Here is a 25,566-nt window from a genome sequence, read left to right as displayed (position 1 = left end):
TCAGTTTCCCGGGCTGTTCGGGCCGCTTTTGAAAGCGTGCGGTAAGGCCTGGGCGATTGCTTTTTTCATCACGGTCGGCAGGGCCTGGGCCTCGAGCGAAGCGAGCGGTTCCCACCAGCCGTTTCCTGTTTTGTTCTCATTTTCGACCTTGGCCCGATACACCGACAAGCGCAACTCAAAATGCGTAAAAACATGAGAGATTGTTCCGCAGGCTTCCCACGCTGCGGCAAAGGGCTGGGCGGAAATGGTGTTGTCGCCATCGACCCGCGATGTCCACGGCGTGCCCGGCACTTCCGTCATGCCGCCGAGCAGGCCGGTCTCGCCCCGTTTCTGCAGATAGACAGAACCATCGGTGCGGCTGGCGACGAAGGCGGCGCCCACGCGCAGAGGCTTCTCCTTCTTCGGCGCTTTGCGTGGAAAGGTTTCGGGATCTGCCGTTTTCAAGGCCAGACAGTTTTCGTTCAGCGGACAGAGGGCGCAGGCCGGCCGTTTCGGTGTGCAGATCGTCGCGCCAAGGTCCATCATCCCTTGCGCGAAATCCCCCGGACGGTCAGCCGGCGTCATTTGGGCCACCAATGCCCGCATCTGCGGCTTGGCGGATGGCAGCGGCGTTTCGATCGCGTGGAGCCGCGAAATCACCCGCTCGACATTGCCGTCGAGCACCGCGCTTTGCCGGTTGAAGGCAATGGCGGAGACGGCAGCGGCAGTGTAGTCGCCGATACCCGGCAGCGCCTTCAATCCCGCTTCTGTGTCGGGAAAAACCCCAAAGTGCTCGCTGGCCACGGCCTCGGCGCATTTCTTCAGGTTTCTCGCGCGGGCATAGTAACCCAGCCCGGCCCAGGCCTTCATCACCTCTTCGGTATCGGCCGATGCGAGATCGGTGACTTTCGGCCAGAGTGCCAGGAACTTGTGGAAATAGGGTTTGACCGCCTGCACGGTGGTCTGCTGCAGCATCACTTCCGACAGCCAGACGTGATAGGGGTCGGCGACGACGCCGTCGCGTGCCATCGGCGGCGAGACACGCCAGGGCAGGTCACGGTGATGGCGGTCATACCAGGTAAGAAGCCGTTTGGCCGCATCGGCCGCATCGGCCATTTTCATTATCTGCTGCATCATTTGCCGGAAGTTTGGTTGGGGCCTATACTTGGCGGAGTGTTCGCCATCCTTCAAGGCGGATTCGGAAATCGGAAAGATATCTGTTGAAACAACCTTATACCCGCAAGGGCGGCCGTCAGATCAGCGAGATCGCCAATGGCATGATCGATCCGGTGCTTGCCAAGCGCGCCGGTATCAATACGCTGTTGCTCGGGTCGTGGGATGAGATCGCCGGCGAGGATTTTGCAGATTGCACCCGGCCGGAAAAGATTGCCTGGCCGCGCCGCGCTTCGGAGATGACGGGCGAGGGCGGCTATCAACCGGGCGTGCTGACGATCGCCTGCGAAGGTGCGCGCGCCCTGTTCCTCACCCATGCGCAGGGCGAATTGATCCAGCGGATCAACGGTTTTTTCGGGTTTCCGGCCATCAGCCAGATGCGCATCGTCCAGAAGCCGGTGTCTCCGCCACCAAAACCCTATCGCAAACCGAGGCCGTTGACCGGAGAACGTGCCAGGCATCTGGAGACATTGGTCGATGGTATCGAGAGTGAGGCCCTGAAGGCGGCTTTGACACGGCTCGGCACCGCAGTGCTGGCGCCGCGAAAAAAGTGACGGACACCATCAACTGGTCACAATTGTTTGAACGTTGGTGAGCGACAGCCCCTTGTCGCCCCGAACAAGGCAAGTTATCGAATTTTCGACCGATTTCGTTCATCCCCTTACACAGGTGAAACCATGTCCCTTTCTGAACTGAGCCCTTTCAAGCGCCTCCTGAGCGGCGTCGCCGTGGCCGCCATCGCTGTGACGCTCGCCGCCTGCAGCGACGAGAAGAAGGACGCGGCCGCAAACGCGCCTGCGACGGAAAGCACTGACACGGCCGCCAAGACCGAGGTCAAGCCCGCCGACGGCGGTTCGATGATGTCCTCGGCCACGGCGATGAAGCCGGTGGATGGCACGACGACAGCCTCCACCATGTCGTCGGCTGCAACGCCGGCAACCGCTGACGCTGCCCAGACGCAGGTGGCGCAGGCCGCTGCCCCCGCAGCCAAGGTCGAGGTTCCGCAGTCGGAAGGCGAGGTCGATATCGCCAAGCTGATGGCGCCTGGTCCGCTGCCGGAAATGTCGGTCGGCAAGGCCGATGCCAAGGTGACGATCATCGAATACATGTCGATGACCTGCCCGCATTGCGCCCGTTTCCACAACGAAACCTATGACGCCATCAAGACCAAGTATGTCGATAGCGGCCAGGTCCGTTTCGTCCTGCGCGAATTCCCGTTTGACCCGCGTGCGGCTGCCGCCTTCATGCTGGCGCGCTGCGCCCCGGCGGACCAGTATTTCCCGATGATTTCGATGCTGTTCAAGCAGCAGGAAACCTGGGCTGCTGCACCAAACGGCCGCGATGCGCTGCTGCAGATGTCGAAACTCGCCGGTTTTACACAGGAGAGCTTCGAGGCCTGCTTGACGAACCAGAAACTTCTGGATGATGTGCAGGCAACGATGCAGAGGGGCGACAAGGAGTTCGGCGTCAAGGCCACCCCGACCTTCTTCGTCAATGGCAAGAAGTATTCTGGAGAAATGTCGGTTGACACCATGTCGGCCCTTATCGACTCGATGCTCTGATTCCCAGCGTTTTGACCAAACGGCCCGCGGGCGCATTCGTGCGCCCGTTTTTCTTTTTTTCTTCTCCCCTGCGGGGAGAAGTGCCGAGCATAGCGAGGCGATGAGGGGGAACCCCGGGCGCGGAACCACCCCCTCATCCGGCCCTTCGGGCCACCTTCTCCCCGCTGGGGAGAAGAGGGGGCAAACCGCATGAAATTCACCAAGCTCCGACTTCTCGGCTTCAAGTCCTTCGTCGAACCCTCCGAATTCGTTATCGAACGCGGGCTGACCGGTGTTGTCGGGCCGAACGGCTGTGGCAAGTCGAACCTGGTCGAGGCGCTGCGCTGGGTGATGGGGGAAAATTCCTACAAGAACATGCGCGCGTCGGGCATGGACGACGTGATTTTTTCCGGGTCCGGCAACCGTCCCGCCCGCAACACGGCCGAGGTCGGCCTTTACCTCGACAATACCGACCGCACCGCGCCTGCCGCCTTCAACGATAGCGACGAAATCCAGGTGACGCGGCGGATCGAGCGGGAAAATGGTTCCGTCTACCGCATCAACGGCAAGGAAGCCCGCGCCAAGGATGTGCAGCTTCTGTTTGCCGATGCCTCGACCGGCGCGCGTTCGCCGTCGATGGTCGGCCAGGGCCGGATCGGCGAGCTGATTGCGGCCAAGCCCCAGGCACGGCGCCAGTTGCTCGAAGAGGCCGCCGGGATTTCCGGGCTGCATTCGCGCCGCCATGAGGCAGAACTTCGCCTGAAGGGCGCCGAGACCAATCTCGAGCGGCTGGAGGACGTCACCTCGCAGCTCGAAAGCCAGATCGAGAGCCTGAAGCGCCAGTCGCGCCAGGCCAATCGCTTCAAGATGCTGTCGGCCGATATCCGCCGCCACGAAGCGATGCTTTTGCATATCCGCTGGGTGCAAGCCAAGGAGGCAGAAGCTGAAGCCGATAGCCATCTGAACCAGGCAACATCGCTGGTCGCCGAAAAGGCGCAAGCCCAGATGGAAGCGGCCAAGGCACAGGCCATCGCCAGCCTGAAACTGCCGGAATTGCGCGAATCCGAAGCAAGGGCTGCGGCCGCCCTGCAGCGCCTGCAGATCGCCAAGTCGCAGCTTGAAGAAGACGCTGGCCGCATCCTGCGCCGCCGTGATGAATTGCAGCGCCGCCTGTCGCAGTTGCGCGAGGATATTATTCGCGAAGAGCGGATGGTTGCCGACAATGCCGGTATTCTGGCGCGGCTGGACGAGGAAGAGAGCGAGCTTGCCGATATGCTCGCCGAGGCGGGCGAGCGCGCCGAAGAAGCCCGCGAGCGGCTGGCGGATGCAAGCGAGAAACTGTCCGAAAGCGAACGCCAGCTCGGTTTGTTGACTGCCGAAAAGGCCGAGGCGCAGGCCTCGCGCAACCAGCTCGAAAAGACCATTCGCGATCTGACTGAGCGGCAGGCGCGTCTTGCCCGACAGCTGTCCGACCAGAACCGCGATCTCGACGAACTCGACCGGCAGATTTCGACGCTGCCGGACCCTGCGGAGAAGCAGGAGGAAGTCGAAGCCGCCGAATCCGGGCTGGAGCAGGCGGAAAATGCCGTTGCCGATATCGAAGAGGCGCTGGCCGCTGCCCGGCAAGCCGAAGTTGCCGCCCGCCCGTCCGTCGACGCTGCGCGATCGCAGGTGAACGGCATCGAGACTGAAGCCCGCACTATCCGGCGGATGCTGGAAGCCTCCGCCGTTCAAGGCGCCGCCCCGGCTGTGGTCGATGACATGAAGGTCGATCGTGGTTTCGAGACGGCCTTGGGTGCAGCACTTGGCGAAGATCTGGAATCGCCGCTCGACCCGAATGCGCCCGCCCATTGGCGCGCACCGGGCGATGCGTCCGGCGATCCGCAATTGCCCGATGACGCAACTCCGCTGATGCAGTATGTGCGCGCGCCAAAAGCGCTGGATCGCGGCCTGCGCCAGATTGGTATCGTTGCCGACGACGCGACGGCGGAGCGTCTGCAGCCGCTGTTGAAGGCAGGGCAAAGGCTGGTGACGCGCGACGGTGCTGTCTGGCGCTGGGACGGCCATGTCATCGGTGCCGATGCGCCGAGTGCCGCAGCTTTGCGGCTGGCGCAAAAGAACCGGCTTGCCGAACTCGAAGGCGAACTCATCGACGCCCGCGACCAATTGGCCGCGCGCGAAGCCGAACTTGCTGCTGCTGCCGCGCGCATCCGTGCCGAAGACGAGCGCCTGCGCTTGTCGCGCGAAACCCAGCGCATGGTGGTGCGCAAGCTTGCCGAAGCCCGCGAAGCGTTGGCCGCGGCAGAGCGCGCATCCGGTGATCTCGTCCGCCGCCGGGCGGTTCTGGCCGAAACCGCAAGCCAGCTTTCGCTGCAGGTCGAAGAGATCGGCGAGCAGATGGAATCTGCCCGCGAGGCGCTGGAAGATGCCCCCGACGTTGCCGGGCTGGAGCAGAAGCTCAACAGCCAGATGACGACCGTCGCGACAGACCGGGCGCTGGTGGCCGAAGCGCGCGCCATCAACGATGGCCTGGCGCGCGAAAACGAAGGCCGCGAACGCCGCATCCGCGCCATCGCGGCCGAGCGGCAGACCTGGAACACCCGGGCTGCGAGTGCGCAGGAGCACATCGAGACTTTGCGCGAGCGCGAAAGCGAGACGCGCGAGGAGGTCGAGGAACTGCTCGAGGCGCCCGACGAATTCGACGAGAAGCGCCGGGCGCTGACGAGCGAGCTGTCGAAGGCCGAAGAGGCGCGCCGTGAAGCCGCGGATGTTTTGGCCGTTGCCGAAACACGCCAGCGCGATGCCGACCGGATCGCTGTCACCGCGCTCTCGGAACTGGCCGAGACGCGGGAAAAGCGCGGCCGCGCCGAAGAACGGCTGGTGTCCGCCCGCGAAAAGCGGCTCGAGGGTGAAGCCCGCATCCGTGAAGTGCTCAATTGCGCCCCGCACGAGGTGATGCGGCTGACCGGCCTTGCTGTCGATGCCGAGCTGCCGGATGTCCGCCAGATCGAGCGTGAACTGGACCGCCTGAAAATCGAGCGTGAGCGTCTTGGCGCCGTCAACCTCAGAGCCGAAGAAGAGCAGAAGGAACTGTCCGACAAGCTCGATGCCATGCTGAAGGAACGCGAGGACGTCATCGACGCGATCCGCAAGCTGCGTTCGGCGATCCAGAATCTCAACCGCGAAGGCCGCGAACGCCTGCTGGCCGCATTCGACGTGGTCAACGTCCAGTTCCAGCGGCTGTTTACCCATCTGTTCGGTGGCGGCACGGCGGAACTGCAGTTGATCGAGAGTGACGATCCGCTCGACGCTGGTCTTGAAATCCTCGCCCGGCCGCCGGGTAAAAAGCCGCAGACGATGACGCTATTGTCGGGTGGCGAACAGGCGTTGACGGCCATGGCGCTGATCTTTGCGGTGTTCCTCACCAATCCCGCGCCGATCTGCGTGCTCGACGAAGTCGATGCGCCGCTCGACGACCATAATGTCGAGCGCTATTGCAACCTGATGGACGAAATGGCCGCCTCGACCGAGACCCGTTTCGTCATCATTACCCACAATCCGATCACCATGGCCCGCATGAACCGCCTGTTCGGCGTCACCATGGCCGAGCAGGGTGTTTCGCAACTCGTCTCCGTCGATCTGCAGACGGCCGAGCAAATGCGGGAAGCGGTCTAAATTCTTTATTCCAGTTCCAAGACGAAGGAATAGCCGCCGTCGCTTTCACCCATGTCGTCCCAAGTGTCGACATATTGCGTCTTTGTATCCGCCTTTCCCTGCCTGTGAGCATAATACATGCCATAATCGTCGCCGGGTTTGTCTTCGTTCGGCATATCCCTGAACCATTTCGAATAGGTCATCGGTTCGCCATTCTCCCACTTCCAGCCGCCGCGTGGTTCCTTGCCCGATGGATCCTGGATAAGACCGACCCAGGCGCCCATCTTGTAGGAAACGTGGCCGCGGGGATCGTAGCCCGTCAGAAATAGTCTCTGATCCTTGTTCAGAAGCGAAGCGATGAAGCTGTTTTCGGCATCGGACGTAATCGTCGCGAGATAGCCGCCACACTGTTTTGAAACCGACGCAGCCGATTTCCGTGTGATCAAGCCGGCCCGCATCAGGACGTAAAGATGTCCGTTGAATGACCCGTAGGTCCTTTCGTAATAAGGATTGCAGGCAATTGCCTTCAGAACGCGCGGATCGGTTTCGAGCCCTTCAAAATCCTTCGGATTGTAAACGCGTGCTAGCGGCGAGGAATACAGACCGTTCCCATAGGCTTGGACGGACATTCCGAGGCTTTTGGCTGTGTCCTCGTCGACGTAGCCTGATCTGGCGACGCCGATAGACGCCTGGTAATCGGTAAGGGCCCGCCGAGTCTGCTGGCCAAAAGCACCATCGGGTGTGCCGGCGGCAAAACCTCGCCCGGTCAGCGCCACCTGGATATCGTGCCTTTGGGTCCGGCTCAAACCCAGCCCGGATTCCCGTATTTCAGCGTTCGTGCCGCTCCCCGGCGCCGGAACCGGTAAAAACTGAGACAGCAATTGCCGCGCAAGAATTGCCTGTTCGCCTGTCGGGTGTTTTTTCAGAAACAGCCCCCAGATACGCGGTGTGTTGATCCGCAATGCCTTGCGGAAATCGGCCTCGATCTCGATTGCTTCAGGATCGATCGCCGGTGTGGATACCGCCCGTTCTTCCTTTGGCAAAGAGGGGTCGAAATAGAATTCCAACGACAGCGACGACAGGATCTGCGGCGACTGCTTGCCATCGGTTGCCTTTCGAACGTCACGGATGACCCGCTTGAAGGCGGTGCCGATTTCAAGGCCCGGCCCTGCTAGGTGGCTGATCAGGGCAGTAGTGAACGGCGAGTTCTTGCCACTCCCGTCAGAGGCCACCTGTCCAGGTGCTGCAGCGAACGCCACCATGGTGCCTGCGCTTTCCGTTTCGACCGGCGCCAGTCCGCGTGTCGCGATGCTTCTGGTGGTACCTTCGATCTCCTGGTTGAGACGGTTGGCGAGCGGGTTGTTGCGGCACGCATCGAGAAAGAAGAGGGCGATCTTCGACTTTTTCTCAATTGCCGCAATGACATCGGCAAGTGCCAGCGTCTCGGCAGCAACATCGAATTCGCTCGCCAGCCGCGCATCTGTTCCAACGAGATAGTTCTCGCCACGCAGTTGCATGCCATGACCGGCGAAATAGAAAAGCGCCACGTCGTCATTGTTGATCTTGCGGACAAACCGCGACACCGCCTCCGCCAGGTGGCTGCGATCGGCGTCGATCACCATATCGGCATCAAACCCACGGGTGGAAAGAAAGGCTCCGAATTCGCGCGCGTCCCGTACTGCGTTAGGCAACGTTCCGGCAGCTTCGTATTGTCCGTTTCCGATGACAAGCGCGAGCCGCTTCCCCGTTTCCGTGGCGGTCGCATCAAGCGGTGCAGTGAAAGCAAGAACCAGAACGGACAGGCATACCAGGCAAATTCTCATCGTGATCACTCCCGGCTGTTACAAACTGGAACGCATGATGTGATGGAAAAATTCGCGGCCTGCTCGGAGCGGCTCTCAATCCGGTATATCCCCGTTAACGCATTAATATTAGCATTACCTAAGTCGTGCGCAAAGATGGTAGTCGGGTCGCGTTGCCTAATCCGTTGGCAAGCTGGCTGGTAAGAAAATCTTTCATATCTGGGCGCACAATTTCACCGGCAAGCCTGTAAAGAGCTATGCCGGATTGCCGGAGGGTATGAAGCTTGACGGATTTCACGGGCGCAGATGCGTTGATGCTTTTGAGGGCCGTTCCCGTGGCGTCCGTGTGCGTGAATGCTGGCGGCCTGATTGTCTTTGCCAATGAGGCCGCGGCGGCCATGTCCGGAGCCAGCTTTGTTCTTGCGCGCACGCCGGTATCTCGGCTTCTGCCGGAATGGCACGCCGTCTCGAACGCCACTGCCAAATCCTTTCGCCGCGAAACGCTGCTTTTGCGCGGCGATGGAAGTGTCATACCCGTCGAGCTTTCGGTCGTGCGGTTCAGTGATGTTTTGACGGGCATCGTCATCCGCGATCTCATCGATGAGCGGTCGATGGAATCGATGCGTCTTGAGCTGGAGCGGCAAAACGATGAGGCGCTGCTTGAGGCAAGGGCTGCCCACCGGCGTCTCGGCTTCTTCATCGACATGCTGCCGCAGGCGGCTTGCGTTTTTGATGCAGAGGACCGCTACATTCTCTGGAACGAGAAATATGCGGCACTGTATCCGGAAATCGCTGGCCACCTGCGCCCGGGAGTGCCGTTCAGGGAGATTCTCGAGATCAGCCTGGCCAGTGGCGATATGCCGGAAATAGTCGCGGATCCGGAAGACTGGATCGAGGAGCGGATGAAGAAGCACAGGCTGCCGGTCTCGCAGGAGGAGCAGATGCTGCGGGACGGGCGTTGGCTGCGCCACGACGACAGGCGCACGCCGGATGGGGGCGCCATCGGCATGCGCATCGATATCACCGAACTCAAGCGCCGCGAGGAATCCTTCCGGCTGCTGTTTGATGCCAACCCGATGCCGATGATGGTCTGCGATGCCGCGAACCTTGATATTCTGGCTGTCAACAACGCAGCAGTCAGGCTTTACGGTTTTCCGGCCGAAGCGATGCGGCAAAAGCGTGTCATTGATTTTCATACCGGCGGTGAGGGCGAGCGGTTGGGCACCATGCTGCGCAGCCTGGAGGGCGATTGCGAGGCGCGCACTGTCTGGCATCAGAAGGCGGCAGATGGCACCGAGCACCATGTGCTGATCTATGTGCGCATCATCAACGAGGGGCCGTCGCGGCGGCTGCTTTTGACGATCGCCGATGTCAGCGACCGCATCCGCGCCGAGGCGCATGCCACCCATCTTGCCCACCACGATCCGCTGACGGGCCTGCCGAACCGCATGCAGTTTCGCCAGAAGCTTGAATTCGCGCTGGAAAGAGCAGCCCGGGACGGGAGGGAACTGGCGGTTCACTATCTTGATCTCGATGGCTTCAAGCCGGTCAATGACACCTTCGGCCATGCGACTGGCGATATGCTGCTGAAGCAGGTTGCCGAGCGATTGAAGTCGGTGCTGCTGAGCGGTGATCTGGTGGCCAGGCTCGGGGGTGATGAGTTTGCCATTCTGCAACATGCCTCTGCCGCTGATGGCGCCGATATCGCCGACCGCTGCATCCTGGCTCTGGGAAAACCCTTCGGCATTGCCAACAGTCAGATCGGCATCAGCGTCAGCATCGGCATCGCGGTGGCGCCCGAAAACGGCTTTGATCCCGACGAATTGATGAGCGCCGCCGATAGCGCGCTTTATCAGGCGAAAGCCTCCGGCAAAAGCACGTGGCGCCGTAGCGCCGCCGCGGCCTGACCCTTCCTTCCGCTTTTGTGACAGTTTTTTCGTGTTTTTGCTGCGATGCAGCATAATTCCACCACCGGTGCATTTTAAAGCTGAAAAGGATACTGTAGCCTCCGGTGGGAGCCGTATGGGTGGAGAAATGGCATGACAAAGTGGGTTTATACCTTCGGTGGGGGAGAAGCCGAAGGAAATGTGGGCGATCGTGATCTGTTAGGGGGCAAGGGCGCCAATCTGGCAGAGATGTGCAATCTCGGCCTGCCGGTGCCACCCGGCCTGACGATCATCACCGAGGCCTGCGGCAAATATTATGCCGATGGCCGCATTATTCCCGAAGAGTTGAAGACACAGGTCTCGGCCGGTCTTGAGAGGATGCAGGCGATCACCGGGCGCGTGTTCGGCGATATCGAGCGTCCTCTGCTGCTGTCGGTCCGCTCCGGCGCCCGCGCCTCGATGCCGGGCATGATGGATACCGTGCTCAATCTCGGTCTCAATGACGCAACGGTACAGGCGCTCGGCCATGATGCGGGCGATGCCCGGTTTGCCTGGGACAGTTATCGCCGTTTCATCCAGATGTATGCCGATGTTGTCATGGGGCTCGACCACGAGGTCTTCGAGGAAATCCTTGAAGACGAAAAAGGCCGTCTCGGGCATGAGCAGGATACCGAGATTTCCGCCGTCGAATGGCAGCACATCATCGCGCACTACAAGCGGGTGATCGAGGAGGAACTCGGCGAGGCCTTTCCGCAGGATCCCGAGGTTCAGCTCTGGGGGGCGATCGGTGCTGTCTTTTCCAGCTGGATGAACCCACGCGCCATCACCTACCGGCATCTGCACAACATACCCGCCGCCTGGGGTACCGCCGTCAATGTCCAGGCGATGGTGTTCGGCAATCTCGGCAATACGTCCGCGACCGGCGTTGCCTTCACCCGCAATCCCTCGACCGGCGAAAACGAACTTTACGGCGAATTCCTCGTCAATGCGCAAGGCGAGGATGTCGTCGCCGGCATCCGCACGCCGCAAAACATCACGGAGGCCGCCCGCATCGCTTCGGGTTCCGACAAGCCGTCGCTGGAAAAGCTGATGCCGGAAGCGTTCGAGGAATTCCAGGCGATCTGCAACCGGCTGGAAGGCCATTACCGCGACATGCAGGACCTCGAATTCACCATCGAGCGCGGCAAACTCTGGATGCTGCAGACCCGCTCCGGCAAACGCACCGCCAAGGCGGCGCTGAGGATCGCAGTCGATATGGCCGAAGCCCGCACGATCACGCAGGACCAGGCGGTTGCCCGCATCGATCCCGCCTCGCTCGATCAATTGCTGCATCCGACCATCGACCCGCGCGCCCGCCGCGATATCATCGGTTCCGGTCTGCCGGCTTCGCCGGGTGCCGCGACGGGTGAGATCGTCTTCACCTCCGAAGAGGCGGTGCTGGCCAACAAGGAAGGCCGCAAGGTCATTCTGGTCCGCGTCGAAACCAGCCCGGAAGACATTCACGGCATGCATGCGGCTGAAGGCATTCTGACCTGCCGCGGCGGCATGACCAGCCATGCGGCGGTGGTCGCGCGCGGCATGGGCATTCCTTGCGTCTCCGGTGCCGGGAACCTGCGCGTCGATACCCGCAACGAACTTTTGATCGCCGCTGGCATGACGCTCGCCAAGGGTGAGGTGATCACCATTGACGGCTCCTCCGGCCAGGTATTGAAGGGCGAAATCCCTATGCTGCAGCCGGAACTGTCCGGCGACTTCGGCAAGATCATGGCCTGGGCCGATGCCAGCCGCCGCATGACGGTGCGCACCAATGCCGAAACCCCGGCCGATGCCCGCGCTGCCCGCTCCTTCGGTGCCGAGGGGATCGGGCTCTGCCGTACCGAGCATATGTTCTTCGAGGGTGAGCGCATCAATGTCATGCGCGAAATGATCCTGGCTGCAGACGAGGCGGGGCGGCGGGTGTCGCTCGCCAAGCTTTTGCCGATGCAGCGCTCCGACTTCACCGAACTGTTCTCGATCATGCACGGCCTGCCGGTCACCATCCGCCTGCTCGATCCGCCGCTGCACGAGTTCCTGCCGAAGACCGACGAGGAGATCGCCGATGTTTCGGCCGTTCTCGGCATGGACCCGGCCGAACTGCGCCAGCGCGTCGATGCGCTGCACGAGTTCAACCCGATGCTCGGCCATCGCGGCTGCCGTCTGGCGATTTCCCATCCGGAGATCGCGGAGATGCAGGCCCGTGCGATTTTCGAGGCGGCGGTTGAGGCTGCCCGCGAAACCGGCGCGCCCGTCGTGCCGGAAATCATGGTACCGCTGGTCGGGCTGAAATCCGAGTTGGACTACGTCAAGGCCTGCATCGATGCGGTGGCCAGGGAGGTTATTGGCGAGTCCGGTATCGAGATCGAATATCTTGTCGGTACGATGATCGAGTTGCCGCGTGCAGCCCTTCGCGCCCATGTCATCGCCGAAAGCGCCGACTTCTTTTCCTTCGGGACCAACGACTTGACGCAGACCACATTCGGCATTTCGCGTGACGATGCGGCCCAATTCCTCAATACCTACATCCAGAAGGGCATTGTCGAGAAAGATCCGTTCGTCTCGCTCGATTTCGATGGGGTCGGTGAACTGATCCAGATTGCCGCTGAACGCGGCCGCCGCACCAAGAACGGCTTGAAACTCGGTATCTGCGGCGAGCACGGCGGCGACCCGGCCTCTATCCGTTTCTGCGAGGACGCTGGCCTCGACTATGTCTCCTGTTCGCCCTTCCGCGTGCCGATCGCAAGACTGGCAGCCGCCCAGGCGGCGATCAATGGCAAGGGGTGAGTGCTACGGTTTAAACTGTCCGGCAAGCGGGGGCTCGCCGGACAGTTCGTTTCCTACCGGTCGATGAAATCCCGCACCGCCTTGTTGTACCCTTCCGGGTCCTGCAGCATGGCGAAATGGCTGGCGTCCTTGAGGATGATCAGTTCGGCGCCGGGGATGGTTTTTGCCAGGTAATCCGTATGCTCCCGGCTGATCGCCTCGTCGTGGTCGCCGAGAACGATGGTGGTCGGCGTCGTGATCTTCTTCAGGTCGTCGTCGCTCCAGTTGGGCTGGCTTGCCCACATGTTGCTGATCTGGGTGACGAAAGCGTCATATTCGGCCGGTGTCGGCGAAATCTTCTTGTAGACCTCGCCGGCCTTTTCGATGTAGGTGGCGAAGGTCTTGTTTTCCATCACGGTCGGGATGACGCCGTCGATCTTGGAATTGGCGGCCTGAGCAAACAGTTTGGTCAGCCGTTCCGGGTGATGGATGGCGATATCGAGGCCGATAATGCCGCCATCGCTCCAGCCGACAATCGCCGTCTTGCCGATCTTCAGGTAATCAAGCAGCGCCAGATAATCCGAAGACATCAGGTCGTAGCTATAGGGATCGGCATTGCGGGTCGAGCGCCCATGCCCGCGGCTTTCGGCAACGATGACGGTATGATCCTTGGAAAGATCGGCAATCTGTGCGCCCCAGATGTCGGCATAGCCGAGGCCGCCGTGGATGAGCAGCACCGGCGGGCCGGAGCCGTAGACGGCGTAGTACATGTCGATGCCGTTGACCGGCGCCGTGCCGGTTTTATCCGCCTTCGACATCGGGGCGGGGGCAGGCAGTTGCTGCCACCGTTCAGCGGCCACTGCCGGCGCGGCGGCGAAGAGGAAGAGGGCGCAGAGTACTTTCAGCACGGCTTTCATGAGAAATCTCCCGATCGTTGACGCGCCATCATAGGCGGCAATTGCCGTTGCCAAAGCAAAAGTCAGCGCCATTTCGCGCCGAATCGGAAATTTCCTTGCGGAAAGTGAAGGTGCTACGCGATTACCGGACGATAACCGGGCGGTTCCAGCCCCACATCATCGGGTCGTTGCCATAGCGCAATGAGCGCGACTCGGCACGGCGGTCGAGGTCGATGCGTTGCAGGCAGGTGGCGAGCGCATCAGTGCCGCGGCGGAAGCCGTAGGACAAGCAGGTTTTTTCGTCTGCGGCGCGGCGTTCTTGCGGCGTCAGTGTGGTGCAACCGCCAAGGATTGCGCCGAGCGCGACAAGCGACAGAATCTTCCCGATGGACATGCTGAGACCTTGAAACGATTGCAGATCTCACTCTGTCTATCAGATACGTTGCAGCACATCCACAAAGGCTTCGGCAAAATTCTTGAGGTCCGCGGTGCTTTCGTCGGGTGCTTCGAGGCGGATCGTGTTGCCACCGGTTTCCAGGCAGGCGAAGATCGTTGCCATGACAGCGCTGCCATCCTTGGGAATGCGCAGGACCGCGATGCGATCACAATCGGCCACCAGCCCGGAGGCGGGCAATTCGAACAGCAGGGCGCCGTCGATGGCTGCAGCGGCGGCGCGGACATGGGCGGAAAAGCCGTCCGGGCCGGCGGTGAAACCGTCCAGCGAGAGTTCGAGTTCAAGCAGTTCGATGGTCAGGTTGGCGTCGGGCGCCGGAATTAAGGTCTGGGTGGCCGATGTGGCCATCTCGGATGATAGCATGCTCACTCTCCTTTCAAGCCACAAGAAAGACATCTCTTCCCGTGCACCTGGAAATTCCGATGTGTGTGCAAACCGGTCCTACGCCGCATGAACCGGGAAACACGGCTGATCCCCATCATTAAGACATGATCAAGGAGAATGGCAAATTTGCGGCATGTTAGGAAGTGTAGATGTTCGCCCGCCATCCGCGCCTCCATCCTCGTCCCGGCGAAAACCACTTCACAGCTTTCGTCATCATGCTCTAAACAGGAGATGTGTTGCCGTGTCAGGCCAAGGGATTGATTCTGCCAGATGATGATCAAGTATGAGCGCCCTACATCCGTTGCAGCCCGTTGGGCGCGCCGGATCGCCCGCTTTGCCTTCGGTCTCTTTATCGGGGCCTTGCTGGCGCATCGCTTCGGCCCGCTGGTCACCCCGCATTTCGTGGTGCTGGTGGTTCTGTCGGCAGGTCTGGCGGCGCTTGCAGTGGTGCTTGCAATTGCCGGTTTCGTCCGGTTCTGGCAGGTCGCAGCCATGGGCGGCGTCGCCTCGTTCGTGGCGCTGGTCTATGCGGCCGTTCCGATCGCGGCCGCAGGCTTTGTGATCGGCGAATATTTTTCCAAGCCTGCGATCTACGATGTCAGCACCGATACGGTCACGCCGCCGCCCTGGATCAAGACCCCGAATGCACAACGGGGCTGGCTGAAGCGCGCGGCCGAGGTGACGCCGGCGGATCGCGAAGCGCAGGTTCTTGCCTATCCGGCGCTGACCGGCCGCCGTTACGACGGTGCGCTTGACCGCGTGTTTCAGGGGGTAAAGACCGTTGCGGAACAGACCGGCATTACCATCGTTGCGCAGGCGGGCGTCGAAAATGCCGAAGCCGATCTGGAAGACATGGCCGTCAAGCCGGCCGACGCTGCCCCGGCCGATAGCGATCCTGATGACGTGCCGATCCCGCTGTCGCGCCCCGAGATCGCCACGGGTGAGATGCCGCCGGGACGGCGCTCCTCCGATATTTTGCTGCAGGGCGAATGGCGCACTTTGATCGTTGGCCTGCGCTTCGACGTGCTGATCAGGCTGCGCGAAGAGGCTGAAACCACCTTCGTCGATATGCGGGTCGCCTCGCGTTATGGCGGCCATGATCTTGGCCTCGGTGCCGCCTTTGCCGACCAGTTCCTGCATGCGCTCGATGCCGAATTGCTGGGGATCGCGGGCGATTGATCCTGAGCCTTCAGCCGGATAAGCCTGCAAAGCAACCGGTGATCCAGGTAACAAAGGCCAAGGCTTGCGGTGATAACTGATTGAAGTCGCGTGCCACCAGGAAATAGGCGCCATGCGGGACTTTCAGGTCGAATGGCTGGATAAAACGCCCGGCGTCGAGGTCGTCACGAGAAAGGACTGCATCGACAAGTGCGACGCCATGGCCGCGCAGCAGGGCCTGCAATGCCAGTGCGCCATCGGTGAAGATCGGCCCGCGCATAATCTCGGCACCCGGCGCGAGCCCGGCTGCTGCAAACCAGCGCGCCCAGACGTCGCGATTTTCTTCATGCAGCAGAGTGTAGGAGAGCAGGTCTTCCGGCATCTCAAGGGGAGCCTCATCCCTGATGATCGCCGGCGACAGGGCCGGAACCATGGCGACGTCGCAGAGATGGAGGGCCTGGGTGCGAGGCCAGCTGCTTGCCTTTGCGCTATGGCGGATGGCAAGCTCCGCCACATCGCCGCGAAAATCGACAAGTCTAGCTTCGGATTCCACGGATACGTCGATTTGCGGGTGCTCTTCGCGAAAACGTTGCAGATGCGGCACGAGCCAGCAACCGGCAAAGCCGGGTTCGGCATTGACCGTCAAAAGCGTCGCGGGTTTGGCCGCCCGCACTTCCTCAAGCCGGGCATCGATCGTATCGAAGGCGGTGGCCAGTGTTTCAAGCAGTCTCGACCCTGCTGCGCTCAGACGCACCTTGCGGTGATGCCGCGTAAACAGCGCTGTCCCCAGGAGCGCTTCCAGCTCGCGTACCTGCCGGCTGATCGCGGCTTGCGAGACGAACAGTTCTTCGGCGGCCAGTGTAAAACTCTCGAGCCTTCCAGCCGCTTCAAAACTGCGCAGGGCGGTCAAGGGTAAACGTCCGCGTTTCATCGCATAACCTCAAGTCATCCGAAGACGACAATAAGCTCGTTTGTCAGCCATGGGCAAGGGGCGCATCCTTGGCGCATCGATAGTTTTGGAAGGACGATGCGATGGGCGCGATCCTCAAACTCTGGATGGACGTCATTCTGCTCCTCACCCTGCAATACGACATTGGCCGCAAGCCGTTCCGTGGCGACGGCAGCGCCGAACGGTTCAACCGGCCCTTGGACGAAGCCAGCCGGTATAACGGACGATCAGCCCGGTCAGCGGACTGGTGATCTCGACATGAAACCGGAAGATGCCGTTTACTTCTTCCTCGAATGTCTCGCCGCGGGGCGCCAGAAACAAGGGCAGAGGCAGACCGAAAAAACGCCAGCCGCGGATCACCAGCCGCAAGCGTCCCTGATCCGGCAGCAGAGCGATCAGCACGCGAAACGGCCCGAAATCCTCGGCCAGCAGGCCGGCATCGGGACCGGCGATGGCGGATTGCACGCTGTGGAAGGATTGTGTGCCGAAGGTGCGGACCCAGGTCTCGCGGCCATCGCCGCATGCGAAACGGACCGTGACCGGCACGTCGGGACTGTCCGCGGGAAAGCCGATGATGGCGGCCGTCATCCGGGCCAGAAGGCCGGTGCCTCGCTCGATTTTGGCCCGTCCTTCAACGGTCCGCGAGATGGTACTGTCATGCATGGTGGCAACGGCGGGCGATAGGCTCTCCCACGCGCTTGCCAGCATGTGCCGATAGAGCGGTGTGTTTGGTGCACAAAGACTGTCGTCACGGATGCCGGTGCGGATGGCGAAACGGTCAAACAGCGGCTCGAAATCGGCAAGTGTCAGTTCGCCCGCAGCCGGACGAGCGCCAAGCCTTGGTTTGCGTCCCGCAAGCCAGCCGCGAACGATTGCCTCTGCTGCCATTGCCGGGATGAAGGGGCCGTCGTCTCCCTCAGCCACCAGATGCCAGGATTTCGCATGCGGCTTGCCATCTCCGGTCCAGCCGGTGACGGCGACGAACATGCCGCCGCGATGTTCGCCGAAGGCGAAGCGATGCGACGCCCAGTGAAACAGCGCAGCAAACGGTGAAAGGGACGCAAGCAGCCGCAGCCGCACCAGCCAGCCGCCAACGCCCAGCAGGCGTTGCAGGATTTGCGGTTCGGTTCCAGCGCCCGTGAAGGTGGATTGGAGGCCGGGTAGAGTGCCTGGTAGCAGCGCCAGATCCGGCGCATCGGCAAGCGCGAACCTTCGGCTGTTCAACGAAATGCCACCCGGTGGCGCGATCGTACGGCGGACGCAATCCATCAAACCGTAACCAACTGTCTGCTTGCCGTTGTGCAGACGCGCCACCGGCTTGCCGGCATAGCTCGACACGGCCTTGACGACGTTGAGGCCCATGCGGACTTTGGGCGAGGGAGCGATACCGGATGTCACCGTGGTGATGCCGGCAAATTCCGGTTTCAACGCATTGAGCGCCGCAAAGGAAAGCGCGGGAAAACTGCTGCAGCCGGAAAGGGCAAACACATCGCGATCCACAGCCATGCCGTTGAGGCTGGACAGGCCCGCCACGAACGCGGTCGCATCGGCTAGATCGAGATAGCAGATGCCATGCGCGATGCAGGCCTTGACCAGCCGGTAGGGATCAGGTCCAGTATCCTGAAATGGCCCGGAGGCATCGACCACCAGATCCGGTTTCAATCCAGTGAGCACGGCGTCCACATCGCCGTTGCGGTCCATCGCGACAGGCTCAAGCACGGCCTTGGCCGAGATGCCGTCAACAAAGGCCCGCGCCTTGTCATGTGATCGTCCGGCCACCAGCAGCGTCAGGCGCGGTTCGTCGGCCAGGAGCCGCACCAGCCTGCCACCAAACGTGCCATAACCGCCAAGGATCAGGATGCGTAGCCGTTCGACGCTCATGCAAGGAACCGGGCGCGATGTTCTGGCGCCGGGACGAAGCAGCTGTTGCGGCGGCCGGCGATCCGGTAGCGATTGCGCGCCACAAGTTCATAGAGTGGATCGCGGACGCGTCTCGGCAGCGCGCGGAAGACGTTTGCAAGGTTCCAGGGAAGGCCGAGCCCGGCCGCCATGCGCAGCGACCCCTCCGATCTCAGATAGGCGATGCCATTCTCGATCAGGATATTGGTCTCATAGTCGCGGCTGTCGAGGCTATAGTGACGGTAGAGCGCTTCGCCAAGGGGCGATTGCGCCGTGATGAAATGGTAGCGGCCCTGCTTGTCGTGGCGCAGGACGAAATTCACCCAGCCGGAGCAGAAGATGCATGCGCCATCAAAGACGATGATGGGATGGTCGTCGGCAAAGGCAGGCACCGCCGGATCGCTGCGGTAACTATAGGCTGATCTCAACTGCATCAGCTTGCCCCGCCGGGCGCCAGGCGAAAGGCGCCGGTGAGCGAGGGGGCTCCATCGGTCTCGACCTGGCCGCGCTCCAAAAGGTCCTCCAGATGAGCAAACACCGACAGCGCCGCGGCGCCATGCAAGCGCGGATCGGTAGTCGCATAGATCACCTTCACCATGTCGGGGATGAACGTGTCACCGGCCCGCACCCGCTCCAGTACGGCGCGCTCGCGCATCCGCCGGTGGGCGCGCAGGCCGCGCAGGAACGCAGCAGGCGCGTTGACCGGGCCGCCATGGCCGGGCAGGTAGAGCCGATCGTCGCGGGAAAGCAGCTTTTCCAGCGAGGCCATGTAATCGGTCATCGACCCATCCGGCGGCGCGACGATCGAGGTTGCCCAGGCCATCACATGATCGGCGGAAAAGACGATGCCGGTCTCGTTCGGACTGCCAAGCGCAAATGCCGCGTGGTTGGCGGTATGGCCGGGCGTTAAAAGCGTGGTCAGCGACCAGCCATCGCCCTCGACCCGGTCGCCATCGGCAAGCGCGATATCGGGCGAAAAATCCTTGTCCGAGCTTTCGGCAAACGGGTTGATCTCGCCGGCATGCAGCAGCCGTGCCGCCCGGTGGGGCCCCTCGGCAACAACAAGCGCGCCGGTCTCAACCTTCAGCCGCCGGGCAAGCGGCGAGTGGTCGCGATGCGTGTGGCTGACGGCAATATGCGTGACCTCGCGGCCTTTCAGCGCCGCCATCAGCGCCTGGAAATGCGCTTCGTCCTCCGGCCCGGGATCGATCACCGCAACCGATTTATCGCCGACGATATAGCTGTTGGTGCCATGGAAGGTGAAGGGACCGGGATTGTTGACGGTGATGCGCTGCACCCCGTCCGCCACTGTCACCGCTTCGCCATGGGCTGGCTTGAAGTCAAGGTCGAAATCTGGACCGTCCACGCGCCGTCTCTTCACTTGTACTCGACTTCGATGAACGACATGAATTCCTTGCCGGCATTGACGACATTGTGCTCGACGCCGGCCTCGCGCCGGTAGGCCTGCCCCTTGGCAATATCCACCCGCCGCTCACCGCCGGGCTCTTCCAGCAGAAACTGGCAATCGGTCATCGGGATGACCACATAGCCCATGCCATGCACATGATGCCCGGTATCGGCCCCCGGCTCAAAATCCCAGCGGGTGATTCTCACTACATCATCATCGAGAAGAACAGTGGGTTTGGCGGGCGGGCGGGCACGAAAAATGCTCATGGAAGTCTCCGGGTTTGGGTGGAGACCCTAGCCTAGAATGCCGATGACAGAAATGTATTTCCAATACTGGCTGATGTCTTTTGAGTGCTGGCGCTACAAGCGATTGTCCCCGCGCCATTGCCCCTCACCCTAACCTTCTCCCCGCACGCGGGGAGAGGGGACAACAGAGGTTGCCGCATCTCCCTTCGCCCCGCCTGCGGGGAGAAGGTGGCCGACAGGCCGGATGAAGGGCCGTTACGCATGCCGCGCCCGCCCGCAGCCTTCTCAAAATCGCCCCCTTGAAAAATCCGCGCAAAACCCAAACTTAGACATTGTCGCATGCGTTCGGCTTTGCTAAACCGGCACTCGATTTGGCAGGGCAATCTGTTCGCGCCAAATGGTGGGGCGTAGCCAAGCGGTAAGGCACTGGTTTTTGGTACCGGCACCCCTGGTTCGAATCCAGGCGCCCCAGCCACTTCATTTCTCGTCATGTTCAGTTGATCACCTCAAAAGTCCCTCGGTAGGCGGCTTTGTGGGTCGTCTGCATGACATTGGGCGGCTTATGATCCGATCCTCCGAAACGTTGCAGAAGATTGCGCGTCGGTCTGGCGGCCCAAAAAGAACTCCCCACCGATTTTCACCAGCTGGCTAGTCGCTTTACATCAGGGGCAAACTTGCCAACGCCGGCAGCAACTGCCACGTTGAAGAGGCTTGATTCACGCTGACAAGAGGGGGAGCTGATGGCTCACAAGTTTGAAATCTACAAAGACAAGGCTGGCGAATTCCGGGTTCGCTTCAAATACAACAACGAAGTGATGTTCTCGACGGAAGGCTATTCCAGCAAGTCGAGCGCTCAGAATGCCATCGATTCCATCAAGAAAAATGGCGCCGGTGCGCCCGTCGAAGACAACAGCACCACCTGAGCAAACGCCATAAACAAGACCCGCCGGTGAAAACCGGCGGGTCCATTCACATCAGCACATCTGTGCCCAAAAACCTTACTTCGCCTGATCGCCAGCCAGAAACTCCTCGCACCAGCTCGGACCGGAAGACTTTTTGACATCGCCGAGCACCGTGATCGAGCGGATGACGTAGTCGGACGAGACGTTGAGCTGGACAGAGCAGGACAGGAATTCGGTGCGGGCGGAGGCGATCTTCTTGCCCTTCTTGCCGTTTTCACCTTCGGCGTACTGCGCCGGGATCGTCCGCTTCTTGTAGCCGCCCTTCCAGGAATAGACGGTCATGTCACCGCTGGAAACGTCCGACTGTGGCGGGCCAAACGCGGCGAAGAAGACGCCAGCGGGCTGTCCCTTCCAGCGGGCCTCGACGGCATTGCGGGCCGGGCCCACGGTGGTGCAGCCGGCAAGCGCCAGCGCAAGGCCGGCCACGGTCATCAAGCGGAAATTCATCTGGTCACGTCCCTTTGGTTTTCGTTCTGAAAGATCGCCCGCCCCGGCGGCGCAAAGCGCTGGCAGCCAAGGCTTGTCGCCCCAGCCTCTAGCGCTAAACCGATTGAAAGAAAATCTCCGCAACGGCTTATAAACGCGGCTGTACGCATAAATTTGCAAGCGTTGCCGAAAGGCCCCAGCAAGGGAACAGTTTGGTGGGAAAAACCCGCTGTCGGCTGCAATTTTTAGCGCCGTTTCTGGCCTGGCTGAGCAGCTTGGCTGCAGGCTTTTCCGGTGGTGTGGCGGGACTTATCCTATTGTTTTCAAGCTACATGCGGATTTTTCAAATTTGCGCCTTGTGGAAAGGAAAATGCTGTTCTATAGAGGCGCCGCTGGTCACGGAGTGTAGCGCAGCCTGGTAGCGCACGTCGTTCGGGACGACGGGGTCGGAGGTTCGAATCCTCTCACTCCGACCAGCTTGAACCCCCGACAGTATAAGGGTTTCGCCCTGATGGGCTCGCTGGGTAGGCACTAAGTCATTTCAAGCACTGCACAGTTTCCGCACAGTTTCAGTAGGCGTTTGCGGCGTTCTGCTGAAACTTCGGGTCGTTGTGCAGGTATGTCCGCTCGAATTCGTCGGTAGTAATTCCGAGCGAAGCGGCGGCTTCCTGGACGTCGATGCCAGCGCTGGCAAGCCAAGTTGCGCGGGTGTGACGTAGGATATGCGGGGTGACGTCTTCACCGAGGTTTGCTTCCGCGCGGACGGCGCGAAAGGCTTTGTGCGGTTTGATGACCTTGTCACCAAAGTAGTGGATGACGTGAAGGGTAGGGCGGTCACGCTTTTCCTTGACGTCGGCCGCCATGTCTTTCTTGCGCCAATATTTCAGCAGACGCAGAAGGCGAGGCGGGATCTTGACCGGCGTTTTACGCTTGTTGTGCGCAACACGTTCGCCGATCGCCTTGCGGTACATCACGCCAGCTTCGAGATCGACCCATCCACCTGTCGTGTTCGGCATCCACTGTAAGCCGAGCATGGCTGACAGGCGCGTGCCACTGTAGACGCCGACCAGAAGCAGGCGAACAATGTGCTGGCACCGGCCAACTTTGCGCGCCGCTCTGATGAGGCTGGCCACTTCCTCGCGTGTCAGCCAGCGTTCGCGGGGCATACTCTTGTCCGGCAATGTCACCTTCGGCACCATGTCGAGGGTGTATTCGCCGTGGTAGTAGTTGATCGCCGCGCGCATCACTTCGAGATCGCGGCGGGCTCCAGCTTCTGTTCCACGAACGTCAGCGTAGTCGCGGCAGAGTTTCCCTCTGATGTCCGCGACACGGTAACTTCCGAAGAATTCATTCAGCCTGGCGATACGGGCCTCGGTCTCCCGTGGTTTAACCGTCCCCTTCGACTTCTCGTCGAGATAGACGAGAAGCACGTCGCCTAGCCGTGTCCTTCAATCGGGCACTTAGCGGCAGTGAAATGACGGCGATGGCTGATTGGGCGCGAACGCATGCGGCGGCTTTTGGGATTACGGCTTAACTTTCGGGAAAGCGGTAGGGCCCAATGGGCGAGATCATCTCGGTTCAATGGCGGATCCGTGCCTAATCAAAGGACATAATCATGAACCTGACAACGTTCTTCGCATACGCGAGGCGCGCTCCCTTCGGTGGCCGCCTGACGCAGGCCCAGATTGACGGCATGACCGCCATCTTGGATGAATGGGACAAGCGGAAGTTGTTGGACAACCGCTGGCTGGCATACATGCTGGCTACGGCTTTCCATGAGACCGGCGGCAGGATGCAGGCGCTTCGTGAAAACATGAACTACACGAGTGCTGCCCAGATCAAAAAGACCTGGCCCACGCGGTTTCCCTCCATCGCCAGCGCCCAGCCATTTGTTCGCAACGGACGCGCCTTGGCCAACAAGGTCTACGGCGGACGCATGGGAAACACCGGGGCCGACGACGGATGGGTCTATCGTGGTGACGGCCTCCCGCAGCTGACCGGCAAGGAGAACTTCCAGAAATTCAATGTCCAGCCCGGGATGAACCTGGCGACGGCGGTGCGCGTCATGTTCGACGGTATGATCAAGGGCCTGTTCACCGGCGAAAAGCTTTCCGACCATTTCGGACAGATCGCAAACGATCCGGTAGCCGCTCGCCGCATCGTCAACCGGTTGGACAAAGCGAAGCTGATCGCAGACTATTTCAAGAGCTTCATGGATGCCATCGAAGCGGCGAGGGAAGTTCTCCCGCCTGTGGATGTCACTAGCGCGGATGCCAAGGCCGACGATAAGCCAGCGGGCCAGAGCGGCACGGCAATCACCACCGTGCTGGTTCCTGCCGCTACCGGCTTGGCTGTGCCGATCGTCACTGGCATCAACAATGTCTACGCGCTTATCTTTGCTGTGGCGCTGCTTGCAGTCTCAAGCCTCGCGGCCTTCATGTTCCTCTCTGGGCGCTGGTCGATCAACCGGGGCAAGGCAACATGATCTCCCGCCTCTCACTCGCGGCCGGTGGCGTCGTCGGCCTGATCTTCGGCATGCTGCTGTTCCACCTCATCAACATCGCTGTGTGGCGTCCTGCGGCGGTGAACGAGGGCAGGGAGATCGAACGATCCGCCATCCTCAAGCAGGCCATGAGAAACATCGAGCAGCGGGGAAAGACCAATGCTGAAATACGTGTTCTTGATACTGGTGCTTTGTGCCGTGAGTTGGGTGGCCGCTGGGTGCCAGAGCAAAACATCTGTGAGTGATGGCAGTGGCTTCGAACTGCTGACACCATCGCCAGAGACCCGCGCATTCATCGTCGCAAATGACCAACCGTTCGGCCGGCAGGTGGCGGGGCATAACCGAACTTGCACTGCGCAGCCAGGATGTCGGAAATAGATATGGCTTCAAACGATGACATCATGCTCGCGCTGGGGAAGGTTCAGGAAGGCGTTGATCGCCTGCGGGCCGATTTCCAAGATGAAAAGCAAATGGCCCATGAAAGTCGCTCGGTTATCCACCAGCGGCTCGACAACCAGGCGCAACAGATCGCCCACATGGAGACGACGATTGCAGTCAGGGGGCAGATAGACGCTCAAGTGAGGGGTGAAATCCAAGCCCTCAAAGAGACGGTGGAGAAGAATCAGGGCATCGTCGCCCCGGCGCTGGAAGAATGGAAGCGGATGAAAACACTTGGTGTCGGCATCAGCGGGCTAATCGCTCTCGCTGGGCTGACAATCGGTGGGATCGTTGCCTATATGAGCGAGACGGCCGTTTCCGGTATCCGGCATTGGCTGAAAATCCCGTGATCGCGTACCGTCACCTGCTACCAGGAATTCAGGCCGGAACGCTTCTTTCCCACAAAGACTTCAGCCTGCGAGGGCGATTTCACTCGCCAAGTTTCGCAAACCTCTTTCCCGGAATCCAACGCTTCCCAAGCTCGGCAAAACTTGTCGCCTTTTATCTTCCACGTCCCTCGCAGTGTTATTGTTTTTCCATCGTCCGTCTTTGCCGATCCACTGCCGGTTCCGTCCTTCGCCAGGACCAGCGTCCCAACGTAGCCTTCACCTTTGCCGCCGAGGGTGATTGCCTTGCCATTAGCCAGAAGGGCCTCCAATTGCGGGCCTTTCATCACCTTCCCAGCGGCGTCCGCGTCGATAGCGCCTGCAGCAAGCATGAGCATAGCCGCAGATGCAATTGTGATCTGTTTCATAACGCTACTCCCTCTCGAATGGCGTATCTCATCATGAACGCATGTACGGGACAATTTGGCTATTGGGAGTAGGGATGTCCTCGGTCGATAACTTTGGTCTCGCCGTCAACCTTCGTCCAGGTCAGCGGCCAGTCCGCGCGGCTTCGCTGTTTACCTTACGGCATAACCTTAACAAGAGGTAAACGAGCAGCGGAGGTGAAGATGTGCCAATTTGGTTGCGTCGGGTGAGGGAGGGCGCTCGGTGCATTTGAGCACG

General features: G+C 60.9%; 23 protein-coding genes and 2 tRNA genes. 12 read left to right on the top strand and 13 right to left on the bottom strand.

What is annotated here, in order from left to right; genetic code table 11:
* Positions 1 to 1,116 carry an A/G-specific adenine glycosylase gene (mutY, locus tag ASD36_RS02100; protein WP_060503793.1) on the bottom strand — a complete coding sequence of 372 codons (1,116 nt, stop codon included), beginning with the start codon at positions 1,114 to 1,116 and terminating at the stop codon, positions 1 to 3.
* Positions 1,117 to 1,199: 83 nt separating this feature from the next.
* On the opposite strand from mutY, the gene ASD36_RS02095 reads away from it, so the two are divergent.
* The 3 genes from ASD36_RS02095 (at position 1,200) to ASD36_RS02085 (ending at position 6,368) form a co-directional block, all read left to right on the top strand.
* Positions 1,200 to 1,706 (top strand): DUF721 domain-containing protein, encoded by a 507-nt coding sequence (locus ASD36_RS02095; protein WP_060503792.1) that lies wholly within the window; start codon positions 1,200 to 1,202, stop codon positions 1,704 to 1,706.
* A gap of 123 nt (positions 1,707 to 1,829) precedes the next feature.
* Positions 1,830 to 2,714 carry a DsbA family protein gene (locus ASD36_RS02090; protein ID WP_112834549.1) on the top strand — a complete coding sequence of 295 codons (885 nt, stop codon included), beginning with the start codon at positions 1,830 to 1,832 and terminating at the stop codon, positions 2,712 to 2,714.
* Between the two features lie 189 nt (positions 2,715 to 2,903).
* Complete coding sequence (locus ASD36_RS02085) at positions 2,904 to 6,368, top strand: chromosome segregation SMC family protein (RefSeq protein ID WP_060503791.1); 3,465 nt, start codon at positions 2,904 to 2,906, stop codon at positions 6,366 to 6,368.
* A 5-nt stretch (positions 6,369 to 6,373) separates the two neighbouring features.
* On the opposite strand, the gene ASD36_RS02080 is transcribed toward ASD36_RS02085, so the two are convergent.
* Entirely contained in the window at positions 6,374 to 8,170 is a 1,797-nt protein-coding gene (locus ASD36_RS02080) for a caspase family protein (RefSeq protein WP_060508715.1), read from the bottom strand.
* 263 nt (positions 8,171 to 8,433) lie between these two features.
* Between ASD36_RS02080 and ASD36_RS02075 the strand changes: the two genes are divergently transcribed.
* Together ASD36_RS02075 and ppdK are read left to right on the top strand one after the other, a co-directional pair.
* On the top strand, positions 8,434 to 10,056 hold the full coding sequence (locus ASD36_RS02075; RefSeq protein ID WP_244482045.1) for a diguanylate cyclase: 1,623 nt from the start codon (positions 8,434 to 8,436) through the stop codon (positions 10,054 to 10,056).
* Between the two features lie 132 nt (positions 10,057 to 10,188).
* Positions 10,189 to 12,855 carry a pyruvate, phosphate dikinase gene (gene ppdK, locus ASD36_RS02070; protein ID WP_060503789.1) on the top strand — a complete coding sequence of 889 codons (2,667 nt, stop codon included), beginning with the start codon at positions 10,189 to 10,191 and terminating at the stop codon, positions 12,853 to 12,855.
* Between the two features lie 53 nt (positions 12,856 to 12,908).
* On the opposite strand, the gene ASD36_RS02065 is transcribed toward ppdK, so the two are convergent.
* The 3 genes from ASD36_RS02065 to ASD36_RS02055 all read right to left on the bottom strand — a co-directional run bounded on the left by ASD36_RS02065 (position 12,909) and on the right by ASD36_RS02055 (position 14,547).
* Complete coding sequence (locus tag ASD36_RS02065) at positions 12,909 to 13,751, bottom strand: alpha/beta hydrolase (RefSeq protein ID WP_060503834.1); 843 nt, start codon at positions 13,749 to 13,751, stop codon at positions 12,909 to 12,911.
* Between the two features lie 121 nt (positions 13,752 to 13,872).
* Entirely contained in the window at positions 13,873 to 14,124 is a 252-nt protein-coding gene (locus ASD36_RS02060) for a hypothetical protein (protein ID WP_060503788.1), read from the bottom strand.
* 39 nt (positions 14,125 to 14,163) lie between these two features.
* Positions 14,164 to 14,547 carry a hypothetical protein gene (locus tag ASD36_RS02055; protein WP_060503787.1) on the bottom strand — a complete coding sequence of 128 codons (384 nt, stop codon included), beginning with the start codon at positions 14,545 to 14,547 and terminating at the stop codon, positions 14,164 to 14,166.
* Between the two features lie 291 nt (positions 14,548 to 14,838).
* Between ASD36_RS02055 and ASD36_RS02050 the strand changes: the two genes are divergently transcribed.
* The gene (locus ASD36_RS02050) at positions 14,839 to 15,747 is read left to right on the top strand and encodes a DUF1499 domain-containing protein (protein ID WP_060503786.1); all 909 of its coding nucleotides are present in this window, start codon (positions 14,839 to 14,841) and stop codon (positions 15,745 to 15,747) included.
* 10 nt (positions 15,748 to 15,757) lie between these two features.
* On the opposite strand, the gene ASD36_RS02045 is transcribed toward ASD36_RS02050, so the two are convergent.
* The 5 genes from ASD36_RS02045 to ASD36_RS02025 all read right to left on the bottom strand — a co-directional run bounded on the left by ASD36_RS02045 (position 15,758) and on the right by ASD36_RS02025 (position 20,248).
* Positions 15,758 to 16,657, bottom strand: a complete 900-nt coding sequence (locus ASD36_RS02045; protein WP_060503785.1) for a LysR substrate-binding domain-containing protein — start codon at positions 16,655 to 16,657, stop codon at positions 15,758 to 15,760.
* Between the two features lie 204 nt (positions 16,658 to 16,861).
* Positions 16,862 to 18,556: a DUF4166 domain-containing protein gene (locus tag ASD36_RS02040; RefSeq protein ID WP_060503784.1), complete on the bottom strand. Its 1,695-nt coding sequence runs from the start codon at positions 18,554 to 18,556 to the stop codon at positions 16,862 to 16,864.
* The gene (locus ASD36_RS02035; RefSeq protein ID WP_060503783.1) at positions 18,553 to 19,008 is read right to left on the bottom strand and encodes a thiol-disulfide oxidoreductase DCC family protein; all 456 of its coding nucleotides are present in this window, start codon (positions 19,006 to 19,008) and stop codon (positions 18,553 to 18,555) included. The genes ASD36_RS02040 and ASD36_RS02035 overlap by 4 nt, the downstream gene beginning before the upstream one ends.
* The gene (locus ASD36_RS02030) at positions 19,008 to 19,940 is read right to left on the bottom strand and encodes an MBL fold metallo-hydrolase (protein ID WP_060503782.1); all 933 of its coding nucleotides are present in this window, start codon (positions 19,938 to 19,940) and stop codon (positions 19,008 to 19,010) included. The genes ASD36_RS02035 and ASD36_RS02030 overlap by 1 nt, the downstream gene beginning before the upstream one ends.
* An 11-nt stretch (positions 19,941 to 19,951) precedes the next feature.
* Complete coding sequence (locus tag ASD36_RS02025) at positions 19,952 to 20,248, bottom strand: cupin domain-containing protein (RefSeq protein ID WP_060503781.1); 297 nt, start codon at positions 20,246 to 20,248, stop codon at positions 19,952 to 19,954.
* 380 nt (positions 20,249 to 20,628) lie between these two features.
* Between ASD36_RS02025 and ASD36_RS02020 the strand changes: the two genes are divergently transcribed.
* A tRNA-Gln gene (locus ASD36_RS02020) sits at positions 20,629 to 20,702 on the top strand.
* A 265-nt stretch (positions 20,703 to 20,967) separates the two neighbouring features.
* Positions 20,968 to 21,150, top strand: coding sequence for a YegP family protein (locus ASD36_RS02015; RefSeq protein ID WP_060508713.1), 183 nt, complete (start codon positions 20,968 to 20,970; stop codon positions 21,148 to 21,150).
* Positions 21,151 to 21,225: 75 nt separating this feature from the next.
* Here the strand turns inward: ASD36_RS02015 and ASD36_RS02010 are convergent, their stop codons facing one another.
* Positions 21,226 to 21,636: a hypothetical protein gene (locus ASD36_RS02010; protein ID WP_060503779.1), complete on the bottom strand. Its 411-nt coding sequence runs from the start codon at positions 21,634 to 21,636 to the stop codon at positions 21,226 to 21,228.
* Positions 21,637 to 22,014: 378 nt separating this feature from the next.
* On the opposite strand from ASD36_RS02010, the gene ASD36_RS02005 reads away from it, so the two are divergent.
* Positions 22,015 to 22,091 (top strand) — tRNA-Pro (locus tag ASD36_RS02005).
* Between the two features lie 93 nt (positions 22,092 to 22,184).
* Here the strand turns inward: ASD36_RS02005 and ASD36_RS02000 are convergent.
* On the bottom strand, positions 22,185 to 23,045 hold the full coding sequence (locus ASD36_RS02000; RefSeq protein WP_082562687.1) for a tyrosine-type recombinase/integrase: 861 nt from the start codon (positions 23,043 to 23,045) through the stop codon (positions 22,185 to 22,187).
* Positions 23,046 to 23,230: 185 nt separating this feature from the next.
* On the opposite strand from ASD36_RS02000, the gene ASD36_RS01995 reads away from it, so the two are divergent.
* The 3 genes from ASD36_RS01995 to ASD36_RS01985 all read left to right on the top strand — a co-directional run bounded on the left by ASD36_RS01995 (position 23,231) and on the right by ASD36_RS01985 (position 24,906).
* A complete protein-coding gene (locus ASD36_RS01995; RefSeq protein WP_060508712.1) occupies positions 23,231 to 24,100 on the top strand; it encodes a hypothetical protein in 870 nt (289 codons plus the stop codon).
* Complete coding sequence (locus ASD36_RS01990) at positions 24,097 to 24,363, top strand: hypothetical protein (protein WP_060508710.1); 267 nt, start codon at positions 24,097 to 24,099, stop codon at positions 24,361 to 24,363. Before ASD36_RS01995 ends, ASD36_RS01990 begins: the two co-directional genes overlap by 4 nt.
* Positions 24,364 to 24,498: 135 nt before the next feature.
* Positions 24,499 to 24,906 (top strand): hypothetical protein, encoded by a 408-nt coding sequence (locus ASD36_RS01985; protein ID WP_060505340.1) that lies wholly within the window; start codon positions 24,499 to 24,501, stop codon positions 24,904 to 24,906.
* Between the two features lie 17 nt (positions 24,907 to 24,923).
* On the opposite strand, the gene ASD36_RS01980 is transcribed toward ASD36_RS01985, so the two are convergent.
* Complete coding sequence (locus tag ASD36_RS01980; protein WP_060505341.1) at positions 24,924 to 25,310, bottom strand: hypothetical protein; 387 nt, start codon at positions 25,308 to 25,310, stop codon at positions 24,924 to 24,926.
* Positions 25,311 to 25,566: the final 256 nt, after the last annotated feature.

This window comes from Rhizobium sp. Root1334 (assembly GCF_001426665.1).
Taxonomy (GTDB): Bacteria; Pseudomonadota; Alphaproteobacteria; order Rhizobiales; family Rhizobiaceae; genus Pararhizobium.
The sequence above is the reverse complement of the archived record's forward strand: the minus strand, read 5'-3'. Positions and strand labels throughout refer to the sequence as shown.

Excerpts from the sequence above, each read along its gene's own strand:
- ASD36_RS02025 (WP_060503781.1), bottom strand. The coding sequence starts at position 20,248 with ATGAGCATTTTTCGTGCCCGCCCGCCCGCCAAACCCACTGTTCTTCTC.
- mutY (WP_060503793.1), bottom strand. The coding sequence starts at position 1,116 with ATGATGCAGCAGATAATGAAAATGGCCGATGCGGCCGATGCGGCCAAA.
- ASD36_RS02065 (WP_060503834.1), bottom strand. The coding sequence starts at position 13,751 with ATGAAAGCCGTGCTGAAAGTACTCTGCGCCCTCTTCCTCTTCGCCGCC.
- ASD36_RS01985 (WP_060505340.1), top strand. The coding sequence starts at position 24,499 with ATGGCTTCAAACGATGACATCATGCTCGCGCTGGGGAAGGTTCAGGAA.
- ASD36_RS02060 (WP_060503788.1), bottom strand. The coding sequence starts at position 14,124 with ATGTCCATCGGGAAGATTCTGTCGCTTGTCGCGCTCGGCGCAATCCTT.
- ASD36_RS02080 (WP_060508715.1), bottom strand. The coding sequence starts at position 8,170 with ATGAGAATTTGCCTGGTATGCCTGTCCGTTCTGGTTCTTGCTTTCACT.
- ASD36_RS01995 (WP_060508712.1), top strand. The coding sequence starts at position 23,231 with ATGAACCTGACAACGTTCTTCGCATACGCGAGGCGCGCTCCCTTCGGT.
- ASD36_RS02015 (WP_060508713.1), top strand. The coding sequence starts at position 20,968 with ATGGCTCACAAGTTTGAAATCTACAAAGACAAGGCTGGCGAATTCCGG.
- ASD36_RS02010 (WP_060503779.1), bottom strand. The coding sequence starts at position 21,636 with ATGAATTTCCGCTTGATGACCGTGGCCGGCCTTGCGCTGGCGCTTGCC.
- ASD36_RS01980 (WP_060505341.1), bottom strand. The coding sequence starts at position 25,310 with ATGAAACAGATCACAATTGCATCTGCGGCTATGCTCATGCTTGCTGCA.
- ASD36_RS02035 (WP_060503783.1), bottom strand. The coding sequence starts at position 19,008 with ATGCAGTTGAGATCAGCCTATAGTTACCGCAGCGATCCGGCGGTGCCT.
- ASD36_RS02090 (WP_112834549.1), top strand. The coding sequence starts at position 1,830 with ATGTCCCTTTCTGAACTGAGCCCTTTCAAGCGCCTCCTGAGCGGCGTC.
- ASD36_RS02085 (WP_060503791.1), top strand. The coding sequence starts at position 2,904 with ATGAAATTCACCAAGCTCCGACTTCTCGGCTTCAAGTCCTTCGTCGAA.
- ASD36_RS02040 (WP_060503784.1), bottom strand. The coding sequence starts at position 18,556 with ATGAGCGTCGAACGGCTACGCATCCTGATCCTTGGCGGTTATGGCACG.
- ASD36_RS02050 (WP_060503786.1), top strand. The coding sequence starts at position 14,839 with ATGATGATCAAGTATGAGCGCCCTACATCCGTTGCAGCCCGTTGGGCG.
- ASD36_RS02055 (WP_060503787.1), bottom strand. The coding sequence starts at position 14,547 with ATGCTATCATCCGAGATGGCCACATCGGCCACCCAGACCTTAATTCCG.
- ppdK (WP_060503789.1), top strand. The coding sequence starts at position 10,189 with ATGACAAAGTGGGTTTATACCTTCGGTGGGGGAGAAGCCGAAGGAAAT.
- ASD36_RS02045 (WP_060503785.1), bottom strand. The coding sequence starts at position 16,657 with ATGAAACGCGGACGTTTACCCTTGACCGCCCTGCGCAGTTTTGAAGCG.
- ASD36_RS01990 (WP_060508710.1), top strand. The coding sequence starts at position 24,097 with ATGATCTCCCGCCTCTCACTCGCGGCCGGTGGCGTCGTCGGCCTGATC.